Raw genomic sequence first — 25,244 nt, forward strand, 5'->3', positions numbered from 1 at the left:
CCGATCAGGGGACGACGACCAGCCGTCGGGGCGGTTCCGCCGGGGTCGCGGCGAAGGAGGGGCCGGAGGGGGTCCAGGAGCCGAGCACGGCGGCCCGGGACGCCCCGGTGACCGAGGGGACGGCCCCGGGCAGCCCGTGCCAGGAGAGCCACCCCAGCAGGGCGAACGCGTACGCCTCCTTGGCCTGGGCCGGCACCCCCAGCTCGTCGGTGGTCCGCAGCCGCCAGCGCCCCTCGGCGAGTTCGACCAGCCGGAACATCAGTGTGGGATTGCGCACTCCCCCACCGGCCGCGATGACCTCGGTCACCCCGTGTCGGGCGCACTCGGCGGCCACGGTGGCGGCGGTCAGCACGGTCAGCGTGGCGAGCACGTCGTCGGCGCCCACCGGCTCCCCCAGGGCGGCCAGTTTCGCGTCCAGGTAGCCGGCGTGGAACAGCTCCTTGCCGGTCGACTTCGGGGCCGCCGCGGCATAGTACGGCTCGTCGAGCAGCAACCCCAGCAGCCGCGAATGCACCCGGCCGGCCGCCGCCCGTGCCCCGTCCAGGTCGCACGGGCGGTCCAGGAAGCGCCGGGCCGCCGCGTCCAGGAGGGCGTTGGCGGGGCCCACGTCGTACCCGAGGACCGGCGCCCCGGGCGCGACCACGGTGAGGTTCGCGATGCCGCCGAGGTTGAGCGCCGCCCGCGGCCCGGCGGCCGCGTCGAGCAGCAGCGCGTCGAAGGCCGGGACCAGCGGCGCGCCCTGGCCGCCGGCCGCCACGTCCGCCGACCGAAGGTCGTGCAACACGGGTACGCCCACCCGGGCGGCCACCCGCGCCGGCGCGCCGAGCTGGAGGGTGCCCTGCACCCGGCCCGCCTCGACCCAGTGGAAGACCGTCTGCCCGGGCGAGACCACGGCATCGGCCGCCCCACCGGCCAGCTCGACGCCGGCCGCCGCCGCCTCGGCGAAGACCTCCCCGAGGCGGTTGTCCAGCCGGCAGACCGCCTCGATGGTGGTGGCCGCCGGGGGCAGCAGCGCGCCGATCTCGGCCCGCAGGTCGTCGGGGTAGTCGAGGCTGCGGTGCCCGAGCGGCCGCAGCCGCAGCGTCTCCCCGTCCCGGGTGAACTCGGCAGCCACCACGTCCACCCCGTCGTACGAGGTGCCCGACATCAGCCCGACGATCTTCATCGGGCCAGGCTAGTCACCTCGCAGTGGGCAGGAACAGCCCGACCAGCTCGACGTGCTGGGTCATCGGGAACAGGTCGAAGCCGCGCAGCGCGGCGAGCCGCCAGCCGGCCCCCGTGAAGGTGCGCACGTCCCGGGCGAAGGCGGCCGGGTCGCAGGCCACGTACGCGACCGCGCGCGGACCGGCGGCGACGATGTCCCGCACCACCGGGGCGCCCGCGCCGGAGCGCGGCGGGTCGAGCACCACCACGTCGACGGGGCCGGTGACCCGGCGGCGGGCCAGCGCGGTCTCCACCCGGGCGGCGACCACCTCGACCCGGGGCAGGTCGGCCAGGTTGGCCCGGGCCGCGTCCACCCCGTCCTGGCTCGACTCGACGAGCGTGACCCGGGCGTCGCCGACCCGGCCGGCCAGGGCCGCGGCGAACAGGCCGGCGCCGCCGTAGAGGTCCCACGCGGTCTCGCCGGGCCGCGGGTCGAGCAGGTCGAGGACCGCCCCGACCAGGGTGTCCGCGGCGGCCGGGTGCACCTGCCAGAAGCCGGACGCGGGCAGCGTCCAGTCGCGGCCGGCGGCCACCTCGCGGACCTCGGCCGGGCCGCTCACCGGGGTGGGCGCGCCCTCGGCGAAGGCGACCACGCTGACGTCGCCGCCGGTGGAGGCGACCGTCTCGACGGCGTCCGCCTCGGGCCAGCGGGCCCCGCTGGGGGTGAGCACCGGCAGGTCCTGGATGGCCGGGTGGGCGATGAGGCAGCGGTCGATCGGCACGACCTCGTGCGAGCGGTGCTTGAGCAGGCCGGCCCGGCCGGCGGCGTCGACCGCGTAGCGGACCCGGGAGCGCCAGCCCAGCGGCCCGCCGGGCAGCGGCTCGACCCGGACGCCGAGCGCGTCGATCTGGTCGTCGGTGAGCCCGCCCAGCCGGGTGAGCTGCTCGCGCACCACGGCGGCCTTCCAGTCGAGCTGGGCGGCCGGGGTGACGTGCTGGAGGTCGCAGCCGCCGCACCGGCCCGGCTTCGCGTACGGGCAGGGCGGCTCGACCCGGTCCGCCGACGCGGTGAGGATCTCCACGGCGTCGGCGCGGGCGAAGCCCCGGTGCAGCTCGGTCACCTCGGCCACCACCCGCTCGCCGGGCAGCGCGTGCCGGACGAAGACCACCTGGCCGTCGACCCGGGCCACGCAGTGCCCGCCCGGGGCGACCGCGTCCACGGTCAGCTCGACGCGCTGCGCCTCCTCCAGCCCGGTGCGGGCGGAGCCGGTCACGCGCGCTCCCCCGCGCCGCTCTCGCCGGGCGGCGCGGAGACCACCGGCGGGACGGTGGGCGGCAGGGTGCTGCGCGGCGCCACCCGGGGGCCGCGCGCCGGGCCGCGGGTGAGCGTGGCGTCCAGCCGGTCCAGGTTCTTGCTGGCGGTCGAGGCGAGCTGCCAGGGCACGCTGGTGACCATCACGCCCGGCTCGAACAGCAGCCGCCCCTTGAGCCGCAGGGCGCTCTGGTTGTGCAGCAGGTTCTCCCACCAGCGGCCCACGACGTACTCGGGGATGAAGACCGTGACCACGTCGCGGGGCGACTCCCGGCGGGTCGACGCCACGAAGTTGAGGATCGGCCGGGTGATCTCCCGGTACGGCGAGTCGATCACGGTCAGCGGCACCGGCAGCTCCCGGCGCTCCCAGTCGGCCTGGAGGTCCCGGGTGTCCTTGTCGTCGACGTTGACCGTGACGGCGGTGAGCGTGTCCGGCCGGGTCGCCCGGGCGTAGGCGATGGCCCGGAGGGTGGGCTGGTGCAGCTTGCTGACCAGCACGATGGCGTGGTTGCGGGCGGGCAGCACGGCCCGCTGCTCGGTCGGCTCCAGCTCGGCGGCGATCCGGTCGTAGTGCCGGCGGATGGCCAGCATGAGCAGGTAGATCACCGCCATGGCGGCGATCGCGATCCAGGCGCCCAGCAGGAACTTGGTGATCAGCACGATGACGAGCACCACGCCGGTCATCGCCATGCCGAACGCGTTGATCGCCCGGGAGCGGACCATCCGGGCGCGCGCCTCCGGGTCCCGCTCGGTGCGCAGGTGCCGGTTCCAGTGCCGGATCATGCCGGCCTGGGAGAGCGTGAACGAGACGAACACCCCGACGATGTAGAGCTGGATGAGCCGGGTCACCTCGGCCTGGAAGCCGATGATCAGCACCACCGCGAAGACGGCCAGGAAGACGATGCCGTTGGAGAAGGCCAGCCGGTCGCCCCGGGTGTGCAGCTGGCGGGGCAGGTAGCGGTCCTGGGCCAGGATCGAGCCGAGCACCGGGAAGCCGTTGAAGGCGGTGTTCGCGGCCAGGAACAGGATCAGCGCGGTCATGCCGGCCACCACGTAGAGCAGCACCGAGCCGTCGCCGAACACGGTCTGGCCGAGCTGGGTGGTGACGGTCTTCTGCACGTAGCCGTCGGGCCCGGAGATGATCTGCGACGGGTCCTCGACGAACTGGAGGCCGGTCAGCTTGGCCAGCCAGATGATGCCGACCAGCATGGTGACCGCGATGGTGCCGAGCAGCAGCAGCGTGGTCGCCGCGTTCTTCGACTTCGGGGTCTTGAACGCGGGCACGCCGTTGGAGATCGCCTCGACGCCGGTGAGCGCCGCGCAGCCGGAGGAGAAGGTGCGCAGCAGCAGGAAGATCAACGCGAAACCGGTGACGCTGTGCTCGGCCTCGATCTGGAGGCCGGCGCTCGGCGCCCGCAGGTCGTCGCCGAGGATGAAGATCCGGAACAGGCCGGTCAGCAGCATGCCGCCGATGACGATCACGAAGCCGTAGGTGGGGATGGCGAACGCGGTGCCCGACTCGCGCAGGCCGCGCAGGTTCATGGCGGTGAGCAGCACCACCGCGCTCACCGCGATGAGCACCTTGTGGGTGGCCACGAACGGCACCACCGAGCCGAGGTTCGCCACGCCCGAGGAGACCGACACCGCCACGGTGAGCACGTAGTCGACCAGCAGCGCGCTGGCCACCGCGAGCCCGGCCCGCGGCCCGAGGTTGACCGTGGCCACCTCGTAGTCGCCGCCGCCGGAGGGGTAGGCGTGCACGTTCTGCCGGTAGCTGGCCACCACGGTCAGCATCACCACGACGACCGCGAGCGCGATCCACGGGGAGAACAGGAAGGCCGACGCGCCCGCGATGGACAGCGTCAGGAGGATCTCGTCCGGGGCGTAGGCGACGCTGGAGAGCGCGTCGGAGGCGAAGACCGGCAGCGCGATGCGCTTCGGCAGGAGGGTGTGCTGGAGGCGGTCGGACCGGAACGGTCGACCGACGAGGAGTCGCTTCAGCAGCGAGGTGGGTCTGGCCACAACCGCCAAGAGTACGACCACCCCCGCGCGGGTGGTGGGGGTGCCTGATCACCCCGCTCGCGACCGCGCGGTACGGTCGGTCCCCCGCCGGGCGCGGGGACGTGGCAGGCTCGCAGGCGACGGGTCAGCGGGCGGCACCGTGGGAGGAGCGGACACCGTGCATGTCGTGATCATGGGCTGCGGCCGGGTCGGGTCGACCCTGGCGCAAAGCCTGGAGTCCCGGGGGCACTCGGTGGCGGTGATCGACCAGGACGCGGACGCGTTCCGCCGTCTCGGGCCGGACTTCGCCGGCATCACGGTCACCGGCGCCGGCTTCGACGGCGAGGTGCTGCGCCAGGCCGGCATCGAGCGCGCCGACGCCTTCGCCGCGGTCTCCAGCGGCGACAACTCCAACATCATCTCCGCCCGGCTGGCCCGGGAGACCTTCGGCGTGTCCCGGGTGGCCGCCCGGATCTACGACCAGCGCCGCGCCCAGGTCTACGAGCGCCTCGGCATCCCCACCGTGGCCACGGTGCGGTGGACGGCCGAGCGGATGCTGCGCCACCTGGTCCCCGAGGGCAACGTGGAGATCTTCCGCGACCCGACCAGCACCGTCTCGATCATCGAGGTGCCGGTGCACAAGGACTGGATCGGCCGGTCGCTGCGGCAGCTGGAGGAGTCCACCGGCGCCCGGGTGGCCTACCTGATCCGGTTCGGCATCGGCACGCTGCCCACCGCCTCCACCGTGGTGCAGGAGGGCGACCAGGTCTTCATGCTGGTGACCGACGACATCGCCGGTTCGGTCACCTCGGTGGCGGCGACGCCGCCGGAAGGGGGTCAGTGAGCATGCGCATCGCCATCGCCGGCGCGGGCAACGTGGGCCGGTCGATCGCCCAGGAGCTGATCGACAACGGCCACCAGGTGATGCTGATCGAGCGGCAGCCCAAGATGCTTCGGCCCGACCGGGTGCCGGCCGCCGACTGGGTGCTCGCCGACGCCTGCGAGCTGGCCAGCCTCGAGGAGGCCAATGTGGCCGGCTGCGAGGTGGTCGTCGCGGCCACCGGTGACGACAAGGTCAACCTGGTGGTGTCGCTGCTCGCCAAGACCGAGTTCGCGGTGCCCCGGGTGGTGGCCCGGGTCAACCGGGCCGAGAACGAGTGGCTCTTCACCGAGCAGTGGGGCGTGGACGTCGCGGTGAGCAAGCCGCGGGTCATGGCCGCGCTGGTCGAGGAGGCGGTCACGGTCGGCGACCTGGTCCGGCTCATGACCTTCCGGCAGGGTGAGGCGAACCTCGTCGAGATCACCCTGCCGCCCACCGCGCCCTACGTGGGTCAGCCGATCCACGCCGTGCCGCTGCCCCGCGACGCCGCGCTCGTGGCGATCCTGCGCGGCAAGCGCGTGCTGGTGCCCAGCCCGGACGACCCGATCGAGGCCGGCGACGAGCTGATCTTCGTGTGCACCGCTGCCGTGGAGGACGAGGTCCGGGCGGTGATCCTCGGCCCGGACAGCGTCGGGCGCAACCGCGAACGGTCCTGACCGGGATGGCGCCGGGGGCTCAGGCCCCCGGCAGCGGCGTCGGCGCGGGCTCCCGGGTGACCCGGCGCACCACCCAGACGGTGATCAGCAGCAGGAGGGCGTACGGCGGGTAGCCCAGGGCGAGCCGGGCCACGCCCAGCGCGGTGTCCTGGTGGGCCAGGTAGAGCCCGGCCTGCACGCCGACCTTCGCCAGCCACACCACACCCCAGAGCACGGTGAGCTGGGTGAAGGTGCGCACCAGCTTCGGGTCGTCGCGCCACTCGGAGCGGCCCTTGGCCACCAGCACCGACCAGATCCAGCCGACCAGCGGCTGCTTGATCGCGGCCGAGAGCAGCAGGGCCAGGCCGTAGCCGATGCCGTAGAGGATGCCGGGGAGGTAGAAGTCGCGCTCGTCGCCGGTGCGCCAGGCGATTGCCGCGCCGATGGCGATGCCGACCAGGCCGTTGACGGCGTGCCGCACCGGCCGGCGCTGGGCCAGCCGCAGCCCGGCGATCAGCAGCGCCACCGCCACCGAGGCGATCACGGCGGGACGCAGGTCGCCCACCACGTTGGCGATCACGAAGACCACCACGGGGATGCTCGACTCGACCAGGCCGCGCCAGCCGCCGAGCTGGTCGGCCATCTGCTCGGCCATGCTGGGCAGCCGCTCGTCCTCCGGCCCGAGTTCCGGCTCGGTGTGCTGTCCCGTCGTCACTTCGGCGACTCCAGCTCGTAGTACGGGTTGTAGATCACCTTGCGGTCGTCCCGTACGGCCACCCGGCCGCGGGCGGTGAGGTGCCGGCCCGGCTCGATGCCCGCGATGTGCCGACGGCCCAGCCAGACCAGGGTGACCACGTCGCTGCCGTCGTAGAGGTCGGCCTCCAGCGTGGGCAGGTTGGTCCGGGGCGTGTAGACCACCGTGCGCAGCCGGCCGGTGACCGAGACCACCTGGCCCCGCGTGCACTGGCGGGCCGGCATGCCGCCGCACTCGGCGCTCTCCCGTTGCAGCTCCTGCGCCTCGATCTCGGCCTCGCTCGCGGTGAGCCGTTGCAGGAACCGCCGCAGCGACACCCGGCTCTCGTCGGTCGTCATGACCTCCGCGTCACCCTCTCCACGCCGGCCGGCTCCCGCCGGCTCTGGGTAGGCCCCGGATTGCCGGAACCGTCCCGCCAGCGTACGCCGAACCGGCCCGGCGGCGGGACCGGCGTCGGAGGGCGTACCCCCGGGGCCGGACACGCGACGGGCCCGGCGTCGTCGACGTCACGCCGACTCCGACCGGGCCCCGGATCGCGGTGCTCAGACCTCAGACCTCGCGCTGCTGCGGCGCGCCCTCCTGGCCGGCCTGCTGCTCGGCCATCTCGCGGGGCAGCCGCAGCGGCAGCGGCTCGCGGACCGGCTTGGCCTCGTGGCCGCGGTCGACGACCAGGCCGTCGAGGCAGGCCGCGAGGGGGCCGGCGGCGACCGGGTTGGTGGCCGCCTCGCCCTGGTAGACCCCGCGCACCATCCAGCGCGGCCCGTCGATGCCGACGAAACGCAGGTCGGTGATGCCGTCCGGGGTGCGGACGCGGGCGCGCAGCTCGGTGCCGTACTCCCCCTCGACCTCCTGGGCCGCGGCGCCGTCGTTGAACAGCGACTGCCGGATCTCCTCGCGCACCTCGTCCCAGATGCCCTCGGAGCGGGGCGCGGCGAAGACGCCGAGCTGGAGGGCGTTCTGGCCGTGCACCAGGACGACCTGCTGGATCACGCCCTGCGGGTCGGCCTGCACCCGCACCTCGACCTCCGGCACCGCCGGGATCTGCAGGCTGCCCAGGTCGAGCCGGGGCGCGTCGGGCGCCTCGGACACGTCGTACGGGCCGCGGGCCGGCGGCTGCGGGGTCTCCTCGGTGTCGAGGACCCCGGCGTCCCGCTCGTCACGCGCGTGCCGCGCGCCCTCGGCCCGCTTACGGGAGAAGATCACTGCGCCCACCCTCCGCTGTTCGCACTCACCCTGCCATCTCTTCCGTCTGCCCGCCCGCCGGAACGGGGACCAGCCCGGCGTGCCCGCCGGTGGAGCCGTGCCCGCCGGTCCCGCGCCGGGACGCGGGCAGCTCGACCGCCGGCTGGAACTCGGCCCGGGCGACCCGCTGGACCACGAGCTGCGCGATCCGGTCGCCGCGGCTGATCTTCGCCGGCGTCTCCCGATCATGATTGATCAGGTTGACCAGGATCTCACCCCGGTAGCCGGCGTCGACCGTACCGGGCGCGTTGAGCACCGTCACGCCGAGCCTGGCCGCCAGCCCCGATCGGGGGTGCACCAGGCCGACGTACCCCTCCGGCAGCGCCACCGCCACGCCGGTCGGCACCAGGGCCCGCCCGCCGGGCGGCAGCTCCACGTCCGCGGCGGCCACCAGGTCCGCGCCGGCGTCGCCGGGATGGGCGTACGCCGGGAGCGGCAGCTCCGGGTCGAGCTGCCGTACGGGCACGGGTACGACGTCTGTCACGGTCATCCTCTTCCGTCCGGTCCTTGCGGGGGTGACCCTGCCATCCTGCCGGTTCGCCGGCCGCCGGCGCGCCGTACCCTCGGACTGTGCGTCAGTCGTCATCCTCGACCGCCCCCGTGGCCGCCACCGCCGGATACGCGGAGCGCCTCGGGCTGCCCTGGTGGGCCTGGCCGGTCGGCCTGGCCGTCGCCGGGCTGCTCGCCGCCGAGCTGTGGATGGGCGCGAGCGGTGTCCGGGCCTGGCTGCCGTTCGTGCTGCTGCTTCCCGCGGCGGCGGCCACGCTGTGGTGGCTGGGCCGGATCCGGGTCACCGTCCAGGACGGCGAGCTGCGGGTCGACGACGCCCGCCTCCCGGTGCGCTTCGTCGCCGACGCGGTGCCGCTGGACGCGGCCGGCCGGCGCGAGGTGCTCGGCGTCGGCTCCGACCCGCTCGCCTTCGTGGTGCAGCGCCCCTGGGTCGGCGGCGCGGTGCAGGTGGTGCTGAACGATCCCGACGACCCGACCCCGTTCTGGGTGGTCAGCACCCGCCACCCGGTCGAGCTGGCGACCGCCCTGCTCGCCGCCCGCGACGCCGGCTGACCCGCCGGAAGGTCCCCCGGTTCAGGGGTGCTTGCCGGGCAGCGCCCGGGCCTGGTGGCGGAGGTCCTTGCGGAGCTGGTCGCCGAGGGTGCGGGTGGCCCGCCGGTTGAGGTAGCCGGCCACGGCGGCGCCGGTCAGGAACGGGCCGAGCGTGGTCAGGTTACGGCCGAAGCGGCGCAGCAGGCTGTCGCGCAGCTCGCGGCGGGCGGCGGTGCCCAGCACCGCGCTGACCCCCACGCCCGGCATCATCGGGTTGACCCCGCGCTGCGTGGCCCAGGACTGCACCAGCGACACGGCCCGCTGCGCGCCCCCGGCGGGCAGCGGCACCCGGTGCACCTCGTGCAGCTCGCCGATCAGCTTCAGCTCGATCGCCACCACGGCGACCGTCTCGGCGGCCAGCAGCACCGGGGCGGAGAGCAGGGTCGGGGTGACCGCCCACTCGACCGCGGCGACCCCGCCGCCCGCCGCGCCGACACCGGCGGTGGCCCGGGCCGCGTTGCGGATGAGCCGGTCGGCGAGGGCGTCGTCGTCCAGGTCGGGGAAGTGCTTGCGGAGCGTGGCCCGGTCGCGGATCGGCACGCGCGGGGCGATCTCGGCGACGGTGTCGGCCATCCAGCGGATCGCGGCCTTCGGCTTGTACAGGTCGGTGATGCCGCGGGCGCGGGCCTGGCCGACCAGCCGGGTGAGCAACTGCCGGCGGCGGGCCACGGGCAGGTCGTCCGCGGTCAGCTCGGCGACGGTCGCGCCGAGCTGGTCGGCGTCCGCGCCGGGCTGATGGGCGTCCGTTGTGGGCGGCGCCGGCTCGGCAGAGGCTTCCGCGGGTGGTGTCCTTCCGGTCGACCGGTCGGCGCCGCCCCCGTCGGCGTACGGCCCGTCGGCCCGCTCGCTGCGCTCGCTCACCCGTCCGCCCTCCTGCTCCGCGCGGCGTGACAGCCGCCGGTACGAGTCAAGCAGCTTCCCGCCACCGGCGCACGGCGGCTCGATAAGCGGCGGCCCCGTCGAGGAGGCCGCCGCCGGTGTCTCGCGTCGAGGTCAGACGCACTCGCGGCAGATCAGCTCGCCGTTGCGCTCGACCGCCAGCTGGCTGCGGTGGTGGACCAGGAAGCAGCGGGCGCATCGGAACTCGTCCTGCTGCATCGGTAGCACCTTGACCGTGAGCTCCTCGTCGGCCAGGTCGGCGCCGGGCAGCTCGAAGCTCTCGGCCACCTCGGCCTCGTCGACGTCGACGGCGCCCGACTGTGTGTCGACGCGCCGGGCCTTGAGCTCTTCCAGGCTGTCCTCGCCGAGGTCGACCTCGTCGCGACGCGGGGCGTCGTAGTCGGTGGCCATCGGTTTCACTCTCCCATATCGATATGGTCGCTTCCGGTTGTAACGCCGGACGACGCTGTTTCGGTTCCGCTGGCCGGCCACCAAATGTGTCGGTCACCCGACCCGGCCGTCGGGAGCCGGGCCGCCAGGAGGGAACTCCCCCAGCGAGCGCGGAACCTTACCCCCCCTTTGGGCGAGGCATGTATACCGCCCTCGTGGCAGAGATGTACGCCCCTGCGCCCGAAGTTGTTCCCAATGTGACTCAGGCGACACGAAGATAGGGGTAGTAGTACCCGTTCCCCCGGTGGCGCGCCGGCATGTCGGGCTGTTTCCACGCGACGGCCGGACAAGCGTTAACCTCAGCGGCGTACTCGACGGCCGGCGGTGCGGACCGACCGCCGGCGGCCGCCGCCACCCAAACACCGTCCGGGGAGCGCCCAGAATGAGTTTTGCGCGAGTGCGGGCACTCGTTGTCGTCGGACTGCTGGCGGTCACCGCCCTGGTCTTCGTCGTCATCGCGGTGGTCCGCGACACTCAGGGCACGGCCAGCTCCGCGGAGGACTGCCCGGAGGGCTGGCCGGTCGCCGACCTGCGCCTGCGGGAGCAGAAGGACGTAAAGATCAACGTCTACAACGGCAACCCGGACGAGGTCGGCCTGGCCGGCAGCGTCGCGGACGACTTCCGCAACCGCAAGTTCCAGGTGAAGAAGGTGGGCAACGCCAAGCCCGTGGACACGGTGGCGGTGCTGCGCTACGGCCCCAAGGGTGTCGGCTCCGCGCACCTGCTGCGGGCCTACTTCCTCAACCAGGCCAAGCTGGAACCCGACCTGAAGCGCAAGGACGACACCGTCGACGTGATCCTCGGCAACGGTTTCCAGCAGTTGGCCACCACCACCGAGGTCAACCAGTCCCTCGGCGACCTCGGCTCGCCGGACGCGCCGGCCGGCACCTGCGCGGGCCCGGTCAGGTAGCGGTCGTACTTCCGGAAAGAGTGGCCTCCCCGACGGGGTGGCCACTCTTTCCGCGTTCGGGGCCGGGCGGGGCCGGTCACGGGCCGCCGGAGGCGTCCAGCGCGGCGAGTCGGGTGTGCAGCGGCTCGTACAGCGCGGGCGGCGCGGCGAGCACCAGGTCCGGGCCGGCCGGCCGGCCCGACAGCCCGGTCACCAGCAGCCCGGCCTCCCGGGCGACCAGCCCGCCCGCGGCGAGGTCCCAGGCGGCCAGCCCCTTCTCGTAGTACGCGTCCACCCGGCCCTCGGCGGCCAGGCAGAGGTCGAGCGCGGCGGCGCCCATCCGGCGGATGTCGCGCACCTGCGGGATCAGTTCGGCGACCACCCGGGCCTGGTGCGCCCGGCGCCCGGGGTCGTAGCCGAACCCGGTGGCGACGAGCGCCTGCCCGAGGTCGGTCTCGGCGGAGCAGCGCAGCCGCTGCCCGTCCCGCCAGGCGCCGCCGCCCGCGGTGGCCGTCCACTCCTCCCCGGTGGCCACGTTGCGCACCACCCCGGCGACCACCTCGCCGGCCACCTCGGCGGCCAGGGAGACCGCGCAGTACGGCAGCCCGTAGAGATAGTTGACCGTGCCGTCGATGGGGTCGACGATCCAGCGCACCCCGTCCTCGGCGGCCGGGCCGACCTCCCCCGCGCCGTACTCCTCGCCCAGCACCGCGTCGCCGGGGCGCAGCGTCCCCAGCGCTGCCAGCACCTGCCGCTCCACCGCCCGGTCGGCGGCGGTCACCACGTCGGTGACGGTGCTCTTGGTCGCGGCGACGGAGACCCCCTCGGCCCGCATCCGGTGCGCGGTGGCCGCGGCGTCCCGGGCCACCTCGACGGCGATCGTGAGCAGTTCCTGCGGCGTAGGTGCCGAGGCGGTCATGTTCGTCCCCTTCCGGCACGACCCGGACCGGCCGGTTCGTGCGCGGGTATCATCCTTACAAAGTCCACAACTGCGTCTAATCGGCGGTCCGTACGGCCGGTCCACCGTGCGGCGCAGGATGATCCCCGCAGACGGCGTTACAATTCACCCTGCCCCACGCGCCACGGACCGCCAGCGACCGGTCGGCCCGGGACACGGGGGTCCCTCAACGACATCGCCCGGCACGGCGGCCCGTGCTGCGCCGGACGACCCGGCCGTGCTCGCTCTTCGCCTCCGGAAGGTCATTCGTGACAGAACCACGCCAGACCGGCGCCGACGTTCGCTCGCTCACCGACACCCTGATCGCCCACGCGCAGAGCGCCGGCGGCCAGCTCACGTCGGCCCAGCTCGCGCGCACCGTCGAGTCCGCTGAGGTGACCCCGGCCCAGGCCAAGAAGATCCTCCGTGCGCTCTCCGAGGCGGGCGTGACGGTGGTCGTGGACGGCTCGGCGAGCACCCGCCGCCGGGTCGCCGCCGCCCGGTCCGCCACCCCGGCCTCCCGGGCCACCACCGCCAAGACCACCAAGAAGGCCGCCGCGCCCGCCCCGAAGCAGGCGCCGGCCGCCGAGGAGGCCCCGGCCCCCGCCCCGCGGAAGGCGACGGCCCGCAAGGCCGCCGGCACCACCGCCGAGGTGGCCGCCAAGGCCGCCGCCCCCGCGAAGGCCACCAAGACGACCCGGGCCACCAAGGCCACCGTCGCCGCCAAGAACGCCGCCGCGAAGCCGGCCAAGGACGCGGCGAAGGGTGAGGGCGCCGAGGGTGAGATCGACCCGGAGGAGCTCGCCGCCGAGATCGAGGACGTGGTGGTCGAGGAGCCGGCCGAGCTGACCCAGGCCGCCGAGGCCGACGCGGCCAGCTCCGCCACGGACAACGACTTCGAGTGGGACGACGAGGAGTCCGAGGCGCTCAAGCAGGCGCGCCGGGACGCCGAGCTGACCGCCTCCGCCGACTCCGTCCGGGCGTACCTCAAGCAGATCGGCAAGGTGCCGCTGCTCAACGCCGAGCAGGAGGTCGAGCTCGCCAAGCGGATCGAGGCCGGCCTCTACGCCGCCGAGCGGCTGCGCGCCGCCGACGAGGGCGAGGAGAAGCTCACCCGCGACATGCAGCGCGACCTGATGTGGATCTCGCGCGACGGCGAGCGGGCCAAGAACCACCTGCTGGAGGCCAACCTCCGGCTGGTCGTCTCGCTGGCCAAGCGCTACACCGGTCGCGGCATGGCCTTCCTCGACCTCATCCAGGAGGGCAACCTCGGCCTGATCCGCGCGGTCGAGAAGTTCGACTACACCAAGGGCTACAAGTTCTCCACCTACGCCACCTGGTGGATCCGCCAGGCCATCACCCGCGCCATGGCCGACCAGGCCCGCACCATCCGCATCCCGGTGCACATGGTCGAGGTGATCAACAAGCTCGGCCGGATCCAGCGCGAGCTGCTCCAGGACCTGGGCCGCGAGCCCACCCCGGAGGAGCTGGCGAAGGAGATGGACATCACACCGGAGAAGGTGCTGGAGATCCAGCAGTACGCCCGGGAGCCCATCTCGCTCGACCAGACCATCGGTGACGAGGGTGACAGCCAGCTCGGCGACTTCATCGAGGACTCCGAGGCGGTCGTCGCGGTCGACGCGGTGTCGTTCTCGCTGCTGCAGGACCAGCTCCAGCAGGTCCTCCAGACGCTGTCCGAGCGGGAGGCGGGCGTGGTACGTCTGCGCTTCGGCCTCACCGACGGCCAACCGCGCACCCTGGACGAGATCGGCCAGGTGTACGGCGTGACCCGGGAGCGCATCCGGCAGATCGAATCCAAGACCATGTCCAAGTTGCGGCACCCCTCGCGTTCCCAGGTGCTCCGCGACTACCTGGACTGACCGCCACGCGTCAACCAGCCGTGTCGGTTTGATCACCAGCCGTAGAACACTCTCCGGTGACCTGACGGTTGCCCGTTTGTGATCGTTGACGTGGCACCCTTGGTGCACGGCACACTGTCTTCCACGCCAGGTGTGACCTCCGTCCCCGACGGGCACACAGGGAAGGCAGGGCCCGAGAAGGGTGTTGCACGATAGGTGAGCAACCGAAGAGAGTGTTCATCGGTGACGACCAGAGGAGGAAGGCGATGACCCCGACCCTCACGCCGCCGCCCGAGACGGTGAGCCCCCCGGCCGCCGATGAACGGTGCGACCGCTGCAATGCTGCCGGCAAGCTCCGGATCACTCTGGCGGGTGGGAGCGAGCTGGTGTTCTGTGGGCACCACGCGAACAAGTACGCGGAGGATCTCGTGAAGATCACCGTGCGCTACGCGTCGGACCCGGAGTTCAGCTGGCGTGGCGCCGATCTGATGGCGAACTGAGTACGAGGAATCCGCAACTCGACATAAAGCCGGCCGGAGGTCCCCAGGGACCTCCGGCCGGCTTTTTCGCCCACCCACCCACCGACCCCACCCGTCCCGCACGGCCCGTTGATCATGAGGTTAGCGGCGGTTTCGGAGATCGACTTCGCCGCTAACCTCATGATCACCCGGACCGGGTGAAGGGGGCGGGCCCAGACCGGTCAGAGGGTCTGGACGGTGGCGATGCGCTCTTCCAGTTGTTCGATCGTTGCCTGGGCGCTGGGCGGGCCGCCGCACAGGCGGCGCAGCTCGGCGTGGATCTTGCCGTGCGGCTGGCCGGTGCGGTGGTGGCGGGCCGCCACGAGGGCGTTCAGCTGCCGCCGGAGGGCCACCCGGCGCTGGGCGGCACTCATCGGTGCCGGGGGCGCCGTCGGGGCCGCAGCGGCCGGCTCAGCGGCCCGCTGGGTGGCCCGGCGCCGCTGCGCGGCGAGCTGCTCGGCCTGCCGCTTGGTGAGCAGCATCGAGACCTGGTCGGCGGTGAGCAGCCCGGGCAGGCCGAGGTATTCCTCCTCCTCCGGGGTGCCCGCCTGGGCGGCCGTGCCGAACGACGCACCGTCGAAGATCACCTGGTCCAGCTCGGCCGTGGCGGACAGCGCCGCGAACCGCTTCTCCAGCTCGCCGCTGGCCTGGTCGTCCCGCTGGGCGCGCTCCAACAGGTCGTCGTCGAGCCCGTCGGAGTCCTTCGGCTTGCCGAGCACGTGGTCCCGCTCGGCCTCCATCTCGCTGGCCAGCCCGAGCAGGTGCGGCACGCTGGGCAGGAAGACCGAGGCGGTCTCACCGGGCCGCCGGGCCCGGACGAACCGGCCGATCGCCTGCGCGAAGTAGAGCGGGGTGCTGGCGCTGGTCGCGTAGACGCCGACGGCCAGCCGGGGGATGTCGACGCCCTCGGACACCATCCGCACCGCGACCAGCCAGCGCTGCTCGGAGGCCGCGAACGTCGCGATCCGCGCGGACGCGCCCTGGTCGTCGGAGAGGACCACGGCGGCCTTCTCACCGGTCACCTGCTCCAGCAGCTTGGCGTACGAACGGGCCACCTGCTGGTCGCTGGCGATCACCAGGCCGCCCGCGTCGGGCATGCCGTTGTCGCGCAGCACGGTCAGCCGGGCGTCGGCGGCCCGCAGCACCTGCGGCATCCAGTCGCCGGCCGGGTCCAGCGCGGTCCGCCACGCCTGCGCGATGAGGTCCTGGGTCATCGGCTCACCCAGCCGGGCGGCCAGCTCCTCGCCCGCGTTGGTGCGCCACCGGGTCTCCCCCGAGTACGCCAGGAAGAGCACCGGCCGGACGACGCCCTCGCGCAGCGCGTCGGAGTAGCCGTAGACCGAGTCGGCGCGGGAGCGGAGCAGCCCGTCCCCGCCCCGCTCGTAGCTGACGAACGGGATCGGGTTGTCGTCGGAGCGGAACGGCGTGCCGGTGAGCATCAGCCGGCGTACCGCGGGCTCGAAGGCCGCCTTGACGCCGTCGCCCCAGGTCCGTGAGTCGCCAGCGTGGTGGATCTCGTCGAGGATGACCAGGGTGCGCCGGGTCATGGTGCGGCGCCGGTGCACCTGCGGCGCCATGCCGACCTGGGCGTACGTGACGACCGCGCCGTGGAAGTCGGCCGCGGAGTGCAGGTCGGCGTTGCGGAAGGCGGCGTCGAGCTGGATGCCGACCCGGGCGGCGGACTCCGCCCACTGGGTCTTCAGGTGCTCGGTCGGGGCGACCACGGTGACCGCCTCGACGGTGCCGTCGTTCAGCAGTTCGGCGGCGATCCGGAGGGCGAAGGTGGTCTTACCGGCGCCGGGCGTGGCGACCGCAGTGAAGTCCTCGGTGCGGCGGCGCAGGTACTCCACCATCGCCTTGCGTTGCCAGGCACGCAGGGGTGGGAACGTGTCGAGCGCCGGCAACCGCGGTGCCACGGGTAGCTCCTCTCCGCTCGCAGGCGGCGACGGGCCCCGCCCGGCCGAGGGCCACGGGTGCCGCCGCCCATGAAAACGCCCTCGCGCATCGGTGCCGCGAAGGCCGACTCAGCATAACCAGCGGGGGCGTTCCGCCCCACTCGACGCCACGCTGGTCACATCCGCCCAGCCCGGCGCGGCGGGGCTCAGACCTGCGGTCCCCGGGCGCCGGTGCGCGGCGGCCGCAGCGCCGGCACCGGGGCGGACCAGCGCCGCCGCAGCGACACCAGGCGCAGTCCGAAGACGAAGACCGCCGCGGCCGTCAACGGCCCGCTGGTCGCCAGGCCGTACGTCGACAGCAGCGCCACCGCGATCGACCCGGCGAGCGCGGCCACGGCGTAGATCTCCCGGCGCAGCACCACCGGGATCTCGCCGGTGAGCAGGTCCCGGCCCAGCCCACCGCCGATCGCCGTGAGCATGCCGATCATGCAGGCGCCGACGGCCGGCACGTGGGCGTCGAGGGCCTTGAGCGTGCCGGTGACGGTAAACAGGCCGAGTCCGGCCGCGTCGAGCACCAGCACGGTGGTGCGCAGCCGGGCGAGCTGGGGATGCAGCCAGAAGATGGCGGCGGCGGTGACCGCCGCGGTGACCGCGTACCGCCAGTCGGCGAAGGCCAGCGGCGGCACCTCGTCGATGACCAGGTCGCGGAAGATCCCGCCGCCGAGGGCGGCGACGACGCCGACGAAGACCACCCCGAAGAGGTCGAGCCGTTTGGCCACCGCCGCGGAGGCGCCGGAGGCCGCGAAGACGGCCACGCCGGTGAGGTCGGCGAGGAGCAGCGGGGTGGAGGTGGTCACCGCCGCAGGTTACGCGGGCGGCCGGGGAGGCCGCCCGGGATCACTCGGCGTACGAGTCGTAGATCTCCTTGCACTTGGGGCAGACCGGGGAACCCGGCTTCGCCGCCTTGGTCACCGGAAAGGTCTCGCCGCACAGAGCCACCACGAAGGTGCCCATGACGGCACTCTCCGCGATCTTCTCCTTGCGGACGTAGTGGAACATCTCCGGGCCGGTGTCGGCGTCCTTCAGCTCGGGACGCTCGAGAACCTCTGTACTCACGTCTACACCTCCAACGGTCCAGTTTTGCAGGTCGATCCGGCCCGGTCCACCTGGGCTCGCGCCGAGAGCGGCCCGTACCGTAGCCGAAGTGACCAACTTTCACATCAGTCTCGGCACCGAGGTGGCCGGCGCCCTGCGCGACGGGCGTCCGGTCGTCGCCCTGGAGAGCACCATCGTCTCGCACGGTCTGCCCCGGCCGGACAATCTTCGCGTCGCGCGGGAGATCGAGCAGGCGGTCCGGGACGCGGGGGCCGTCCCGGCCACCATCGGCATGGTCGCCGGTGAGCTGATCGTGGGGCTGGACGACGCCCAGCTCACCCGGCTCGCCACGGTCGACGGGGTGAGCAAGCTCTCGGTGCGCGACCTCGCCGTGGCGGCGGCGACCGGCGCGGACGGCGCCACCACGGTGGCGGCGACCAGCGCGGTGGCCGCGGCGGCCGGGATCGGCGTCTTCGCGACCGGCGGGCTCGGCGGGGTGCACCGGGAGGCCGCGCAGACCTTCGACGAGTCCGCCGACCTGGTCACCCTGGCCCGCACCCCGATCGCGGTGGTCTGCGCCGGCGTGAAGTCGATCCTCGACGTGGGCGCCACCCTGGAGCGGCTGGAGACCCTCGGGGTGAGCGTGGTCGGCTACCGCACCCGCCGCTTCCCCGGCTTCTACCTCACCGACGCCGGCTTCGACCTGGACTGGTCGGTCGAGTCCCCCGAGCAGGCCGCCGACGTGCTGGCCGCCCGCCGCGACCAGGGCGTGCACCACGGCGGGCTCATCGTGGCGAACCCGCTGCCCGTGGACGAGCAGCTCGACCCGGCGCTGCACGACCGCACCCTGGCCACCGGCCTGGCGATGCTGGCCCGCGACGGGGTGACCGGCAAGGCGGTGACCCCGTTCCTGCTGGCCCACTTCCACTCGGCCACCGAGGGCGCCAGCCTGGCGGTGAACGTCCGGATCATCCTGCGCAACGCCGACCTGGCGGCCCGGATCGCGGTCGCCTCGGCGTCCCGCCGCACCGCCCCCTCGGCATGAGCCCCGCGCCTCGCATCATCGTCGTCGGCGACGTGATCACCGACGTGCTCGCGGTGCTCTCCGGTCCCCTGGCCACCGGCTCGGACACCGCGGCCGGGATCCGGTTCAGCGGCGGCGGCCAGGCGGCCAACACCGCGGCCTGGCTGGCCGGCCAGGGGGCGGCCGTCACCCTGGTGGCCGCCGTCGGCGACGACGAGACCGGCCGCGAGCGGGTCGCCGAACTGGAGCGGGTCGGGGTGACCTGCGCGGTGGAGCGCCACGAGGGCTACCCGACGGGCACGGTCATCGTGCTCACCCATGACGGGGAGCGCACCATGGTCAGCCAGCGGGGGGCGAACCTGCGGCTGACCGCCGGGCACGTCGACCGGACCGTCGCGGCGGCGCCCGACGCCGGGCACCTGCACCTGTCCGCGTACACCCTGTTGGACGTGGGGTCGCGCGGCGCGGGCCTGCGCGCGCTGGCCGCGGCCCGCGAGCGCGGGCTGACCACGAGCGTCGACGCGGCCTCCGCGGCCCCGCTGCGGCGGGTCGGCACGGCGTTCCTGACCTGGGTACGCGACGTCGACCTGCTGCTGGTCAACACGGACGAGGCGACGGTGCTGGCCGGCGGGCTGGACCCGGCGGCGCAGGCCCGGGCGCTGACCTCGGTGGCCCGGCGGGTGGTGGTGAAGCGGGGCGCGGCCGGCGCGGTCTGGGTGGACCGGAACGGCCTGGTCGAGACGGCCCCGGCGCCCGGGGTGGCCGTGGTGGACGTGACCGGGGCGGGCGACGCCTTCGCCGCCGGCCTGCTCACGGCGTGGCTGGAGGGCGCGAACCCCCGCGCGGCACTGACCCGCGCCGGCGACCTGGGCGCCCTGGCCGTCACGACGGTGGGCGCCCGCCCCCAGCCCTGACGGTGGTCGGTCCGGGCGGGCTGCCGCCCGGGCCGGTCAGGGTTCGGCGTCGATGACCTTGTGGGGGCGTTCCTCCGAGGTGAGGGCCATGGGTGGCGTCTCGTCGCGGTGGCGGTGCTGGAACTTTCCGGCCAGCCGGTGCTCTTCCTTCGGCGGGCGGTCGTTGGCCAGCAGCACGGCCAGCCACGGGATGAGCACCATCCCGAGACCGCAGAGCGGCAGCCACAGCCAGAGCAGCGGTGCCTTGACACCGACCAGGACCGCACCGATCACCAGGCACGCGACCCGGATTCCCATCATCAGCACGTAACGCTTCTGCCGGCTGGTGAGCTGGTCGTCCTGGCTGCGCGAGGCGTCGGTGATCAGGATCGGCTGATACGCCTGACGCTTCACCACGGACCTCCTCGAGGGATTACGACCCATCCTGTCACCCCCGACGGTTGATCGGCGAGAATCGTGACAAGGCAGCCCGTGTTACGTGCGTGGTACGCTCGCCCCGTGGGCAACCGGTTCAGCTTCACCGACGAGGCGTTGGCCAACCTGCGGGTCTACGACGTCACGCCCGGGGAAGTCTGGGAGGCCCTGCACAGCACGCGGCGGGTCATCCGGCACCTCGGGGACGACGTCATGGTGGTCTACGCGACCGACCACCGGGGGCGACGCCTCGCGGTGCTGCTGGCCGAGGCCGACGGCACCGACAACGACTGGGACATCCTCTCCGCCCGCGAACTGAGCGACGTCGAGGCCAAGCGCTACGACGACGCGGTGCGGAGGTCACGCCGACGAGGAGGCGGTCACGATGCACCGTAACGACGCGACCAAGCGGTTCCACGACGGCGGCGACGCGCTCGCCGACCTGATCGACGAGACCCAGCCCGCGGAGCTGCCCACCCCCGACACCGACGTGCCGATGGTCAGCCGCTCGGTGCGCCTGCCGCTGGAGACGTACGAGCGGGTCCGGGCGGCCGCCGAGACGCGCGGCATCGGGGTCACCACGCTCATGCGCCAGTGGATCGAGGCCGGCCTGGCCGACCTCGACGACTCCGCCACCGTGTCCCTGGCCGACGTGCGCCGGGCCCTGGCGGCGCTCTCCCGCCCCACCGCCGCCTGAGCCGTCACGCCTCCGGGCCGCCGCTCTCCGGCCCCTGCCGCCCGATCGGGGAGGCCGGCATCTCCGGCGGGCGGCCCCGGCCGCGCCACGCGTCCGCCACCGCCACCCCGGCCAACACGGCGGCCACCAGCCACAGGGCCCGCACGGCGGGACCGTGCGCCAGCAGCGGGACGAGCAGGAGCAGCACGCCCCCGCCGAGAATCCGGGGCAGCGAGACGCGGCCGAAGATCTCGTACTCGAAGCGGGCCCGGCCGACCAGGAAGAGCAGCGGTCCACCCACGACGAACAGCAGCAGGGCCGCGTCGGACCGGTGGAACGGCTCGGCGATGACCACCTCGTAGCCGACCGCCGTGGTGAGCACCCCGAGCACGATGACCAGGTGGGTGATCGCGGCCGACGTGCCGAGCCGGCCCGGCACGCGGGCCAGCCGCAGCGCCTCGCCCAGGAGGCGCCCGGCCCGGTGGAAGTAGATCCGCCAGAGCAGCGCCGTGGTGACGAACGCGACCACGAAGGCCCAAGCGCCCTCGGCCGAGAACTTCTCGCCGCTGTACGTCACCCCGATGACCAGGATCGACTCGCCCAACGCGATGAGGAAGATCTGCTGGTAACGCTCGGCCAGGTGCTCGCCGGCGATCCGCCAGCCGAGGGTCGGCGAGGATCCGAGCCGCGGCAGCGGCCAGCCGGTGGACAGGGCGACGTAGTCGACGGTGAGCGCGAGAGCCCAGAGCGGCAGGCGCATCTCGTCCGGGCCCAGCGCGCCGCCCAGCCAGAGCGGCGCGGTCGCCCCGGCCCAGGCGGCCAGCCGGAGCGCCACCAGCCGCCGCGGATGGCGGTGCAGCGCGGCGGCGATGACGACGGGCCGGCCGAACATCACCGCCACGTACGCGACCGCGAACGGCAGCGCCCGCTCCTCCAGGGCCCGCGGCAGCGCCACCCCCATCACCAGGCTGGCGAACATGGTGCTGACCACCACCGCCTGGATGACGCCCTGCTCCGGCTCGTAGCGGCTGGTCACCCAGACGGTGATCATCCAGATCATCCACAGCGCCAGGAAGAGCAGCACGGTACGGCCGACCGCGGCGGCCAGCGTCCACCCGGTGGCGGGCAGGCTGTTGATGAGTCGCTGGGAGACCCGGGTCAGCGCGAAGACGAAGACCAGGTCGAAGAAGAGCTCCAGGAAGGTGGCGCGGCCGGAACTGCCCGGCGACCGCAGCAGCCCGGCACCCCGTTCGTCCACCACCCACCCCCGTCCGCCGTCCCGGCTCCCAACGACCCGACCGCCGCGCCGGTTGCGTATCCCGCGCCGGGCGGTCACATGGGCGAGGCGGGGCGTTCCGGCGGGCGGCCCCGGGCCCGCAGCGCGTCCGCCACGGCCATCCCGGTCAGCACCGCCGTGACGCCGAAGGCGATGTCGAGCAGCGGCAGCCGGCTCAGCAGCGGCACCCCGAGGACCAGGAGCAGCAGGCCGATCACGCGGGACGGGGAAACCCGGCCGAACACCTCGTACTCGAACCGGGCCCGGCCGATCACGAAGAGCGCCGGGCCCCCGACGATGGCCGCCACCCGCACCGCGTCGGCGTGCCCCGCGGGCTCGGCGATGGCCACCTCGTAGCCGACCGCCGCGGTCACGATGCCGGCGATCATCGTGAGGTGGGTCCAGGAGGCCGACTGGCCGAGCCGGGCCGGCTGCCGGGCGCGGGCCACCGCCTGGGCCAGCACCGAGCCCGCCCGGTAGAAGTAGATGCGCCAGAGCAGCACGGTGGTGGCGAAGGCGTCCACGAGGGCGATCCAGCGCAGCAGCGTGAAGTCGCTGCCGCTGAACCCGACGCCGGCCACGAAGATCATCTCGCCGAGCGCGATGATGGTGAACTGCTGGTAGCGCTCGGCCAGGTGCTCGCCGGTCACGGTCCACGCCGTTGCCGGCGCATGGCCCAGCCGGGGCACCGGCCAGCCGATGACCAGGCCCAGGTAGTCGATCGCCAGGGCCACCCCCCAGCAGAGCAGCCGCAGGTCCTCCCCGACCAGGCCACCGACGAGCCAGGGCACGGCCGAGACGGCCGACCAGACCAGGATCCGGATGGACAGGTGCCGCTGGAAGTGCCGGCGCAGCGCCACCGTCAGGTAGACCGAGCGGCCCAGCTGGATGGAGACGTACCCGGCGGCGAAGCTCAAGCCGTGCGGGCCGTACGCGTCCGGCACCGAGACCGCCATGACCAGGCTGCCGAACATGGACCCGACCATCACCGCCTGGATGGGCGGTTGCTCCGGGTCGTAGTGGCTGGTGGCCCAGGCGGTCAGCGACCAGACCATCCAGAGCGCGAGCAGCAGGAACAGCGTCTGCGCCAGTTCCAGCGGGAGGCGTCCGCCGCCCGCCGCCACGTCGGTGATCAGACGCTGCGAGACCCGGGTGAAGGCGAAGACGAAGACGACGTCGAGGAAGAGCTCCAGGAAGGTCGCACGGTGACTGCCCCCGCCGCCGCGCAGGAGTTCCGCCCCCCGCTCGTCCGTCATCACCCCGCCCGCCGTCACCGCCTTGACGATCATGACAACGAGCCAGGGTGGGCGCAGGTTGCGTCAGCCCTTCGCGGCCTTCGCCTCCGCCTTCATCCGCTGCTTGTACTCGCGGACCCGGCGCAGCGACTCGGGATCGGTCACGTCGGCCACCGACCGGTACGCGTCCGCGTCGCCGTACCCGCCGGCCGCCTCGCGCCACCCGTCCGGGGTGATCCCGAACCGCTTGCCGAGCAGGGCGACGAAGATCTGCGCCTTCTGCTTGCCGAAGCCGGGCAGCTCGCCGACCCGGCGCAGCAGGTCCCGGCCGTCGGCCGCCTCCGACCAGAGCCGGGCCGGGTCGCCGTCGTAGCGCTCGACCAGGGCCCGGCAGACCTCCTGCACCCGGGCCGCCATGGCCTTGGGGAACCGGTGCAGGGCCGGCGGCGTGGCGAACAGCTCGACCAGGGCTTCCGGGGAGTATCCGGCAAGCTCCCGGGCGTCCGGCTCGTGGCCGAGCCGCTGCGCCAGCACGTACGGGGAGGAGAACGCCTTCTCCATCGGCACCTGCTGGTCCAGCACCATGCCGAGGAGCAGGGCCAGCGGGCTGCGCGCCAGCAGCTCGTTGGCCTGCGGGTCGATGGGCAGCGAGAGCGTCATGCCCCCATCCTGCCGCGCCTGCCGCTGACCGTGTGCGCGACACGGCCCGGTGGACCGGGGTGGGGTCCACCGGGCCGTGGGGGCCGCCGATCGTCAGTTGACGACGAAGAGCAGCCGGTTCGGCGAGCCGGAGCCGGGGTTGGTCACCTTGCCGGTGGTGGCGTTGGTGGTCAGGTAGCTGGCCACCTGCGCCGGGCTGTACGACGGGTTGGCGCCGAGCACCAGCGCCGCCGCGCCCGCCACGTGCGGCGAGGCCATCGAGGTGCCGCTCAGCGTGCTGCTGGCGGTGTCGCTGGTCCGGTACGCGGAGACGATGCTCGACCCGGGGGCGAAGATGTCCACGCAGGATCCGTAGTTGGAGAAGGACGAGCGTGCGTCGCTGCTCGTGGTGGAGCCGACGGTGATCGCGGCGGCGGCCCGCGCCGGCGAGTAGTTGCAGGCGTTGGCGCTGGAGTTGCCGGCCGCGACGGCGTACGTGACGCCGGAGTTGACGGAGTTGGTCACCGCGTTGTCGATCGAGCTGCTGACGCCGCCGCCGAGGCTCATGTTGGCCACGGCCGGCTTCACCGCGTTCGAGGTGACCCAGTTGATGCCGCTCACCACGCCGGTGGTGCTGCCGCTGCCGGAGCAGTTGAGCACCTTCACGGCGATGAGCCGGACGCCCTTGGCCACGCCGTACCGGGTGCCGCCGACGGTGCCGGCCACGTGGGTGCCGTGGCCGTTGCAGTCGGTGTTGTTGGTGTCGACGGTGTTGGTGCCCCAGGTGGCCCGGCCACCGAAGTCGGTGTGGGTGGTCCGGATGCCGGTGTCGATGATGTACGCCCGGACGTTCGAGGCCGTGTTCGGGTAGGTGTAGCTGGCGTTCAGCGGCAGGTTGCGCTGGTCGATCCGGTCCAGGCCCCAGGACGGCGGGTTGGTCTGGGTGGCCTGGGCGCTGACCACGCGGTCCTGCTCGACGTACGCGACGGCCGGGTCGGCGGCCAGTCGGCGGGCCTGGGCGGGGCTCAGCTTCGCGCTGTAGCCGGTGAGGGCGGAGGTCCACACCGTGCCGACGGTGCCGCCGTAGCGCTTGGCCAGGCCGGCGGCCCGGTCCGGCACGGCGGTCCGGGCGGCGAGGCTGTTCGCGGCGCCGACTGTGTCGCTGTTCAGCACCACCAGGTAGCTGCCGCTGATGGCGTCGGGGGCGGAGGCGTAGCGGACGTCGCCGGCCGGCGCGGCGAGGGCGGGGGTGGAGGCGGCGGCGGCGAGGGCCGCGGCGGCGGCCGTGACGGCGAGCGCGCGCAGCCCACGCCGCCGGGGAACGGACACGTCGGACATCGTCTGGCTCCCTACCGGGCGTTCCCGGGCTCGTGGCCACCGGGACGCCCCTCGACGGATGTTGGCGCAGATGCTAGCCATTCATTGATGAACATGAAAGAGATAACGGCCGATACAGTCAGCTGACGGTATGGATCC

At 73.6% G+C, this 25,244-nt stretch carries 27 protein-coding genes and 1 pseudogene; 10 read left to right on the forward strand and 18 right to left on the reverse strand.

Features of this window, described 5'->3' with window-relative positions; translation table 11 throughout:
- Window positions 1-4: 4 nt before the first annotated feature.
- From FXF50_RS14140 to FXF50_RS14150, 3 genes are read right to left on the reverse strand one after another with little or no spacing between them, the layout of a single operon-like run.
- On the reverse strand, window positions 5-1,165 hold the full coding sequence (locus FXF50_RS14140; RefSeq protein WP_148427968.1) for an anhydro-N-acetylmuramic acid kinase: 1,161 nt from the start codon (window positions 1,163-1,165) through the stop codon (window positions 5-7).
- Window positions 1,166-1,178: 13 nt separating this feature from the next.
- A complete protein-coding gene (locus FXF50_RS14145; RefSeq protein ID WP_148427970.1) occupies window positions 1,179-2,417 on the reverse strand; it encodes a class I SAM-dependent RNA methyltransferase in 1,239 nt (412 codons plus the stop codon).
- Window positions 2,414-4,477: an APC family permease gene (locus FXF50_RS14150; RefSeq protein WP_148427972.1), complete on the reverse strand. Its 2,064-nt coding sequence runs from the start codon at window positions 4,475-4,477 to the stop codon at window positions 2,414-2,416. The genes FXF50_RS14145 and FXF50_RS14150 overlap by 4 nt, the downstream gene beginning before the upstream one ends.
- Before the next feature lie 157 nt (window positions 4,478-4,634).
- Here FXF50_RS14150 and FXF50_RS14155 point away from each other — a divergent pair, with 157 nt between their 5' ends.
- Together FXF50_RS14155 and FXF50_RS14160 are read left to right on the forward strand one after the other, a co-directional pair.
- Window positions 4,635-5,300, forward strand: a complete 666-nt coding sequence (locus FXF50_RS14155) for a TrkA family potassium uptake protein (RefSeq protein ID WP_148427974.1) — start codon at window positions 4,635-4,637, stop codon at window positions 5,298-5,300.
- Between the two features lie 2 nt (window positions 5,301-5,302).
- Window positions 5,303-5,992 carry a TrkA family potassium uptake protein gene (locus FXF50_RS14160; RefSeq protein ID WP_148428321.1) on the forward strand — a complete coding sequence of 230 codons (690 nt, stop codon included), beginning with the start codon at window positions 5,303-5,305 and terminating at the stop codon, window positions 5,990-5,992.
- Window positions 5,993-6,011: 19 nt separating this feature from the next.
- Here the strand turns inward: FXF50_RS14160 and FXF50_RS14165 are convergent, their stop codons facing one another.
- The 4 genes from FXF50_RS14165 to dut form a co-directional block, all read right to left on the reverse strand.
- Window positions 6,012-6,686 carry a DUF3159 domain-containing protein gene (locus tag FXF50_RS14165; RefSeq protein WP_091311797.1) on the reverse strand — a complete coding sequence of 225 codons (675 nt, stop codon included), beginning with the start codon at window positions 6,684-6,686 and terminating at the stop codon, window positions 6,012-6,014.
- Window positions 6,683-7,063, reverse strand: a complete 381-nt coding sequence (locus FXF50_RS14170; RefSeq protein WP_148427976.1) for an OB-fold nucleic acid binding domain-containing protein — start codon at window positions 7,061-7,063, stop codon at window positions 6,683-6,685. Before FXF50_RS14170 ends, FXF50_RS14165 begins: the two co-directional genes overlap by 4 nt.
- 211 nt (window positions 7,064-7,274) lie before the next feature.
- Window positions 7,275-7,928 (reverse strand): DUF3710 domain-containing protein, encoded by a 654-nt coding sequence (locus tag FXF50_RS14175; protein ID WP_148427978.1) that lies wholly within the window; start codon window positions 7,926-7,928, stop codon window positions 7,275-7,277.
- A 25-nt stretch (window positions 7,929-7,953) separates the two neighbouring features.
- Window positions 7,954-8,451 (reverse strand): dUTP diphosphatase, encoded by a 498-nt coding sequence (dut, locus tag FXF50_RS14180; protein ID WP_187399668.1) that lies wholly within the window; start codon window positions 8,449-8,451, stop codon window positions 7,954-7,956.
- 86 nt (window positions 8,452-8,537) lie between these two features.
- Here dut and FXF50_RS14185 point away from each other — a divergent pair, with 86 nt between their 5' ends.
- Window positions 8,538-9,029 carry a DUF3093 domain-containing protein gene (locus tag FXF50_RS14185; protein WP_148427982.1) on the forward strand — a complete coding sequence of 164 codons (492 nt, stop codon included), beginning with the start codon at window positions 8,538-8,540 and terminating at the stop codon, window positions 9,027-9,029.
- A gap of 21 nt (window positions 9,030-9,050) precedes the next feature.
- Here the strand turns inward: FXF50_RS14185 and FXF50_RS14190 are convergent, their stop codons facing one another.
- Window positions 9,051-9,929 carry a hypothetical protein gene (locus FXF50_RS14190; protein ID WP_148427984.1) on the reverse strand — a complete coding sequence of 293 codons (879 nt, stop codon included), beginning with the start codon at window positions 9,927-9,929 and terminating at the stop codon, window positions 9,051-9,053.
- A 132-nt stretch (window positions 9,930-10,061) separates the two neighbouring features.
- A complete protein-coding gene (locus FXF50_RS14195; protein ID WP_091269374.1) occupies window positions 10,062-10,358 on the reverse strand; it encodes a DUF4193 domain-containing protein in 297 nt (98 codons plus the stop codon).
- Window positions 10,359-10,794: 436 nt separating this feature from the next.
- On the opposite strand from FXF50_RS14195, the gene FXF50_RS14200 reads away from it, so the two are divergent.
- Window positions 10,795-11,307, forward strand: a complete 513-nt coding sequence (locus FXF50_RS14200) for a LytR C-terminal domain-containing protein (protein WP_187399679.1) — start codon at window positions 10,795-10,797, stop codon at window positions 11,305-11,307.
- Window positions 11,308-11,383: 76 nt separating this feature from the next.
- Here the strand turns inward: FXF50_RS14200 and FXF50_RS14205 are convergent, their stop codons facing one another.
- Window positions 11,384-12,205 carry an inositol monophosphatase family protein gene (locus tag FXF50_RS14205; protein WP_148427987.1) on the reverse strand — a complete coding sequence of 274 codons (822 nt, stop codon included), beginning with the start codon at window positions 12,203-12,205 and terminating at the stop codon, window positions 11,384-11,386.
- Between the two features lie 287 nt (window positions 12,206-12,492).
- Between FXF50_RS14205 and FXF50_RS14210 the strand changes: the two genes are divergently transcribed.
- Complete coding sequence (locus FXF50_RS14210; RefSeq protein WP_148427989.1) at window positions 12,493-14,103, forward strand: RNA polymerase sigma factor; 1,611 nt, start codon at window positions 12,493-12,495, stop codon at window positions 14,101-14,103.
- A 245-nt stretch (window positions 14,104-14,348) separates the two neighbouring features.
- Window positions 14,349-14,582: a hypothetical protein gene (locus FXF50_RS14215; protein ID WP_013284786.1), complete on the forward strand. Its 234-nt coding sequence runs from the start codon at window positions 14,349-14,351 to the stop codon at window positions 14,580-14,582.
- A gap of 200 nt (window positions 14,583-14,782) precedes the next feature.
- Here FXF50_RS14215 and FXF50_RS14220 read toward each other — a convergent pair whose 3' ends face one another.
- From FXF50_RS14220 to FXF50_RS14230, 3 genes are all read right to left on the reverse strand, one after another.
- Window positions 14,783-16,516 (reverse strand): DEAD/DEAH box helicase, encoded by a 1,734-nt coding sequence (locus tag FXF50_RS14220; RefSeq protein ID WP_148427991.1) that lies wholly within the window; start codon window positions 16,514-16,516, stop codon window positions 14,783-14,785.
- A 185-nt stretch (window positions 16,517-16,701) separates the two neighbouring features.
- Window positions 16,702-17,352 (reverse strand): trimeric intracellular cation channel family protein, encoded by a 651-nt coding sequence (locus tag FXF50_RS14225; RefSeq protein WP_148427993.1) that lies wholly within the window; start codon window positions 17,350-17,352, stop codon window positions 16,702-16,704.
- Window positions 17,353-17,392: 40 nt separating this feature from the next.
- Window positions 17,393-17,611, reverse strand: a complete 219-nt coding sequence (locus tag FXF50_RS14230) for a DUF3039 domain-containing protein (protein ID WP_030502976.1) — start codon at window positions 17,609-17,611, stop codon at window positions 17,393-17,395.
- Between the two features lie 88 nt (window positions 17,612-17,699).
- Here FXF50_RS14230 and FXF50_RS14235 point away from each other — a divergent pair, with 88 nt between their 5' ends.
- Both FXF50_RS14235 and FXF50_RS14240 read left to right on the forward strand, forming a co-directional pair.
- Window positions 17,700-18,635, forward strand: coding sequence for a pseudouridine-5'-phosphate glycosidase (locus FXF50_RS14235; RefSeq protein ID WP_148427995.1), 936 nt, complete (start codon window positions 17,700-17,702; stop codon window positions 18,633-18,635).
- Window positions 18,632-19,528, forward strand: coding sequence for a carbohydrate kinase family protein (locus FXF50_RS14240; protein ID WP_148427997.1), 897 nt, complete (start codon window positions 18,632-18,634; stop codon window positions 19,526-19,528). Before FXF50_RS14235 ends, FXF50_RS14240 begins: the two co-directional genes overlap by 4 nt.
- 36 nt (window positions 19,529-19,564) lie before the next feature.
- Here FXF50_RS14240 and FXF50_RS14245 read toward each other — a convergent pair whose 3' ends face one another.
- Window positions 19,565-19,921 carry a DUF3099 domain-containing protein gene (locus FXF50_RS14245; RefSeq protein ID WP_148427999.1) on the reverse strand — a complete coding sequence of 119 codons (357 nt, stop codon included), beginning with the start codon at window positions 19,919-19,921 and terminating at the stop codon, window positions 19,565-19,567.
- A 105-nt stretch (window positions 19,922-20,026) separates the two neighbouring features.
- Between FXF50_RS14245 and FXF50_RS14250 the strand changes: the two genes are divergently transcribed.
- Window positions 20,027-20,338: a hypothetical protein gene (locus tag FXF50_RS14250; RefSeq protein ID WP_244282502.1), complete on the forward strand. Its 312-nt coding sequence runs from the start codon at window positions 20,027-20,029 to the stop codon at window positions 20,336-20,338.
- Window positions 20,328-20,639: a hypothetical protein gene (locus tag FXF50_RS14255; protein WP_091311847.1), complete on the forward strand. Its 312-nt coding sequence runs from the start codon at window positions 20,328-20,330 to the stop codon at window positions 20,637-20,639. The genes FXF50_RS14250 and FXF50_RS14255 overlap by 11 nt, the downstream gene beginning before the upstream one ends.
- A 4-nt stretch (window positions 20,640-20,643) precedes the next feature.
- Here FXF50_RS14255 and FXF50_RS14260 read toward each other — a convergent pair whose 3' ends face one another.
- The 4 genes and pseudogenes from FXF50_RS14260 to FXF50_RS14275 form a co-directional block, all read right to left on the reverse strand.
- Window positions 20,644-21,876, reverse strand: a complete 1,233-nt coding sequence (locus FXF50_RS14260; RefSeq protein ID WP_255510027.1) for a low temperature requirement protein A — start codon at window positions 21,874-21,876, stop codon at window positions 20,644-20,646.
- 74 nt (window positions 21,877-21,950) lie between these two features.
- Window positions 21,951-23,183, reverse strand: a complete 1,233-nt coding sequence (locus tag FXF50_RS14265; protein ID WP_255510028.1) for a low temperature requirement protein A — start codon at window positions 23,181-23,183, stop codon at window positions 21,951-21,953.
- A 30-nt stretch (window positions 23,184-23,213) separates the two neighbouring features.
- Complete coding sequence (locus tag FXF50_RS14270; protein WP_148428005.1) at window positions 23,214-23,789, reverse strand: HhH-GPD-type base excision DNA repair protein; 576 nt, start codon at window positions 23,787-23,789, stop codon at window positions 23,214-23,216.
- 102 nt (window positions 23,790-23,891) lie between these two features.
- Window positions 23,892-25,106: pseudogene (locus tag FXF50_RS14275) on the reverse strand (S8 family peptidase); the annotation flags it as partial.
- Window positions 25,107-25,244 lie beyond the last annotated feature (138 nt).

It is taken from the genome of Micromonospora sp. AP08, assembly GCF_008085935.1.
GTDB classification, from domain to species: domain Bacteria; phylum Actinomycetota; class Actinomycetes; order Mycobacteriales; family Micromonosporaceae; genus Micromonospora; species Micromonospora chersina.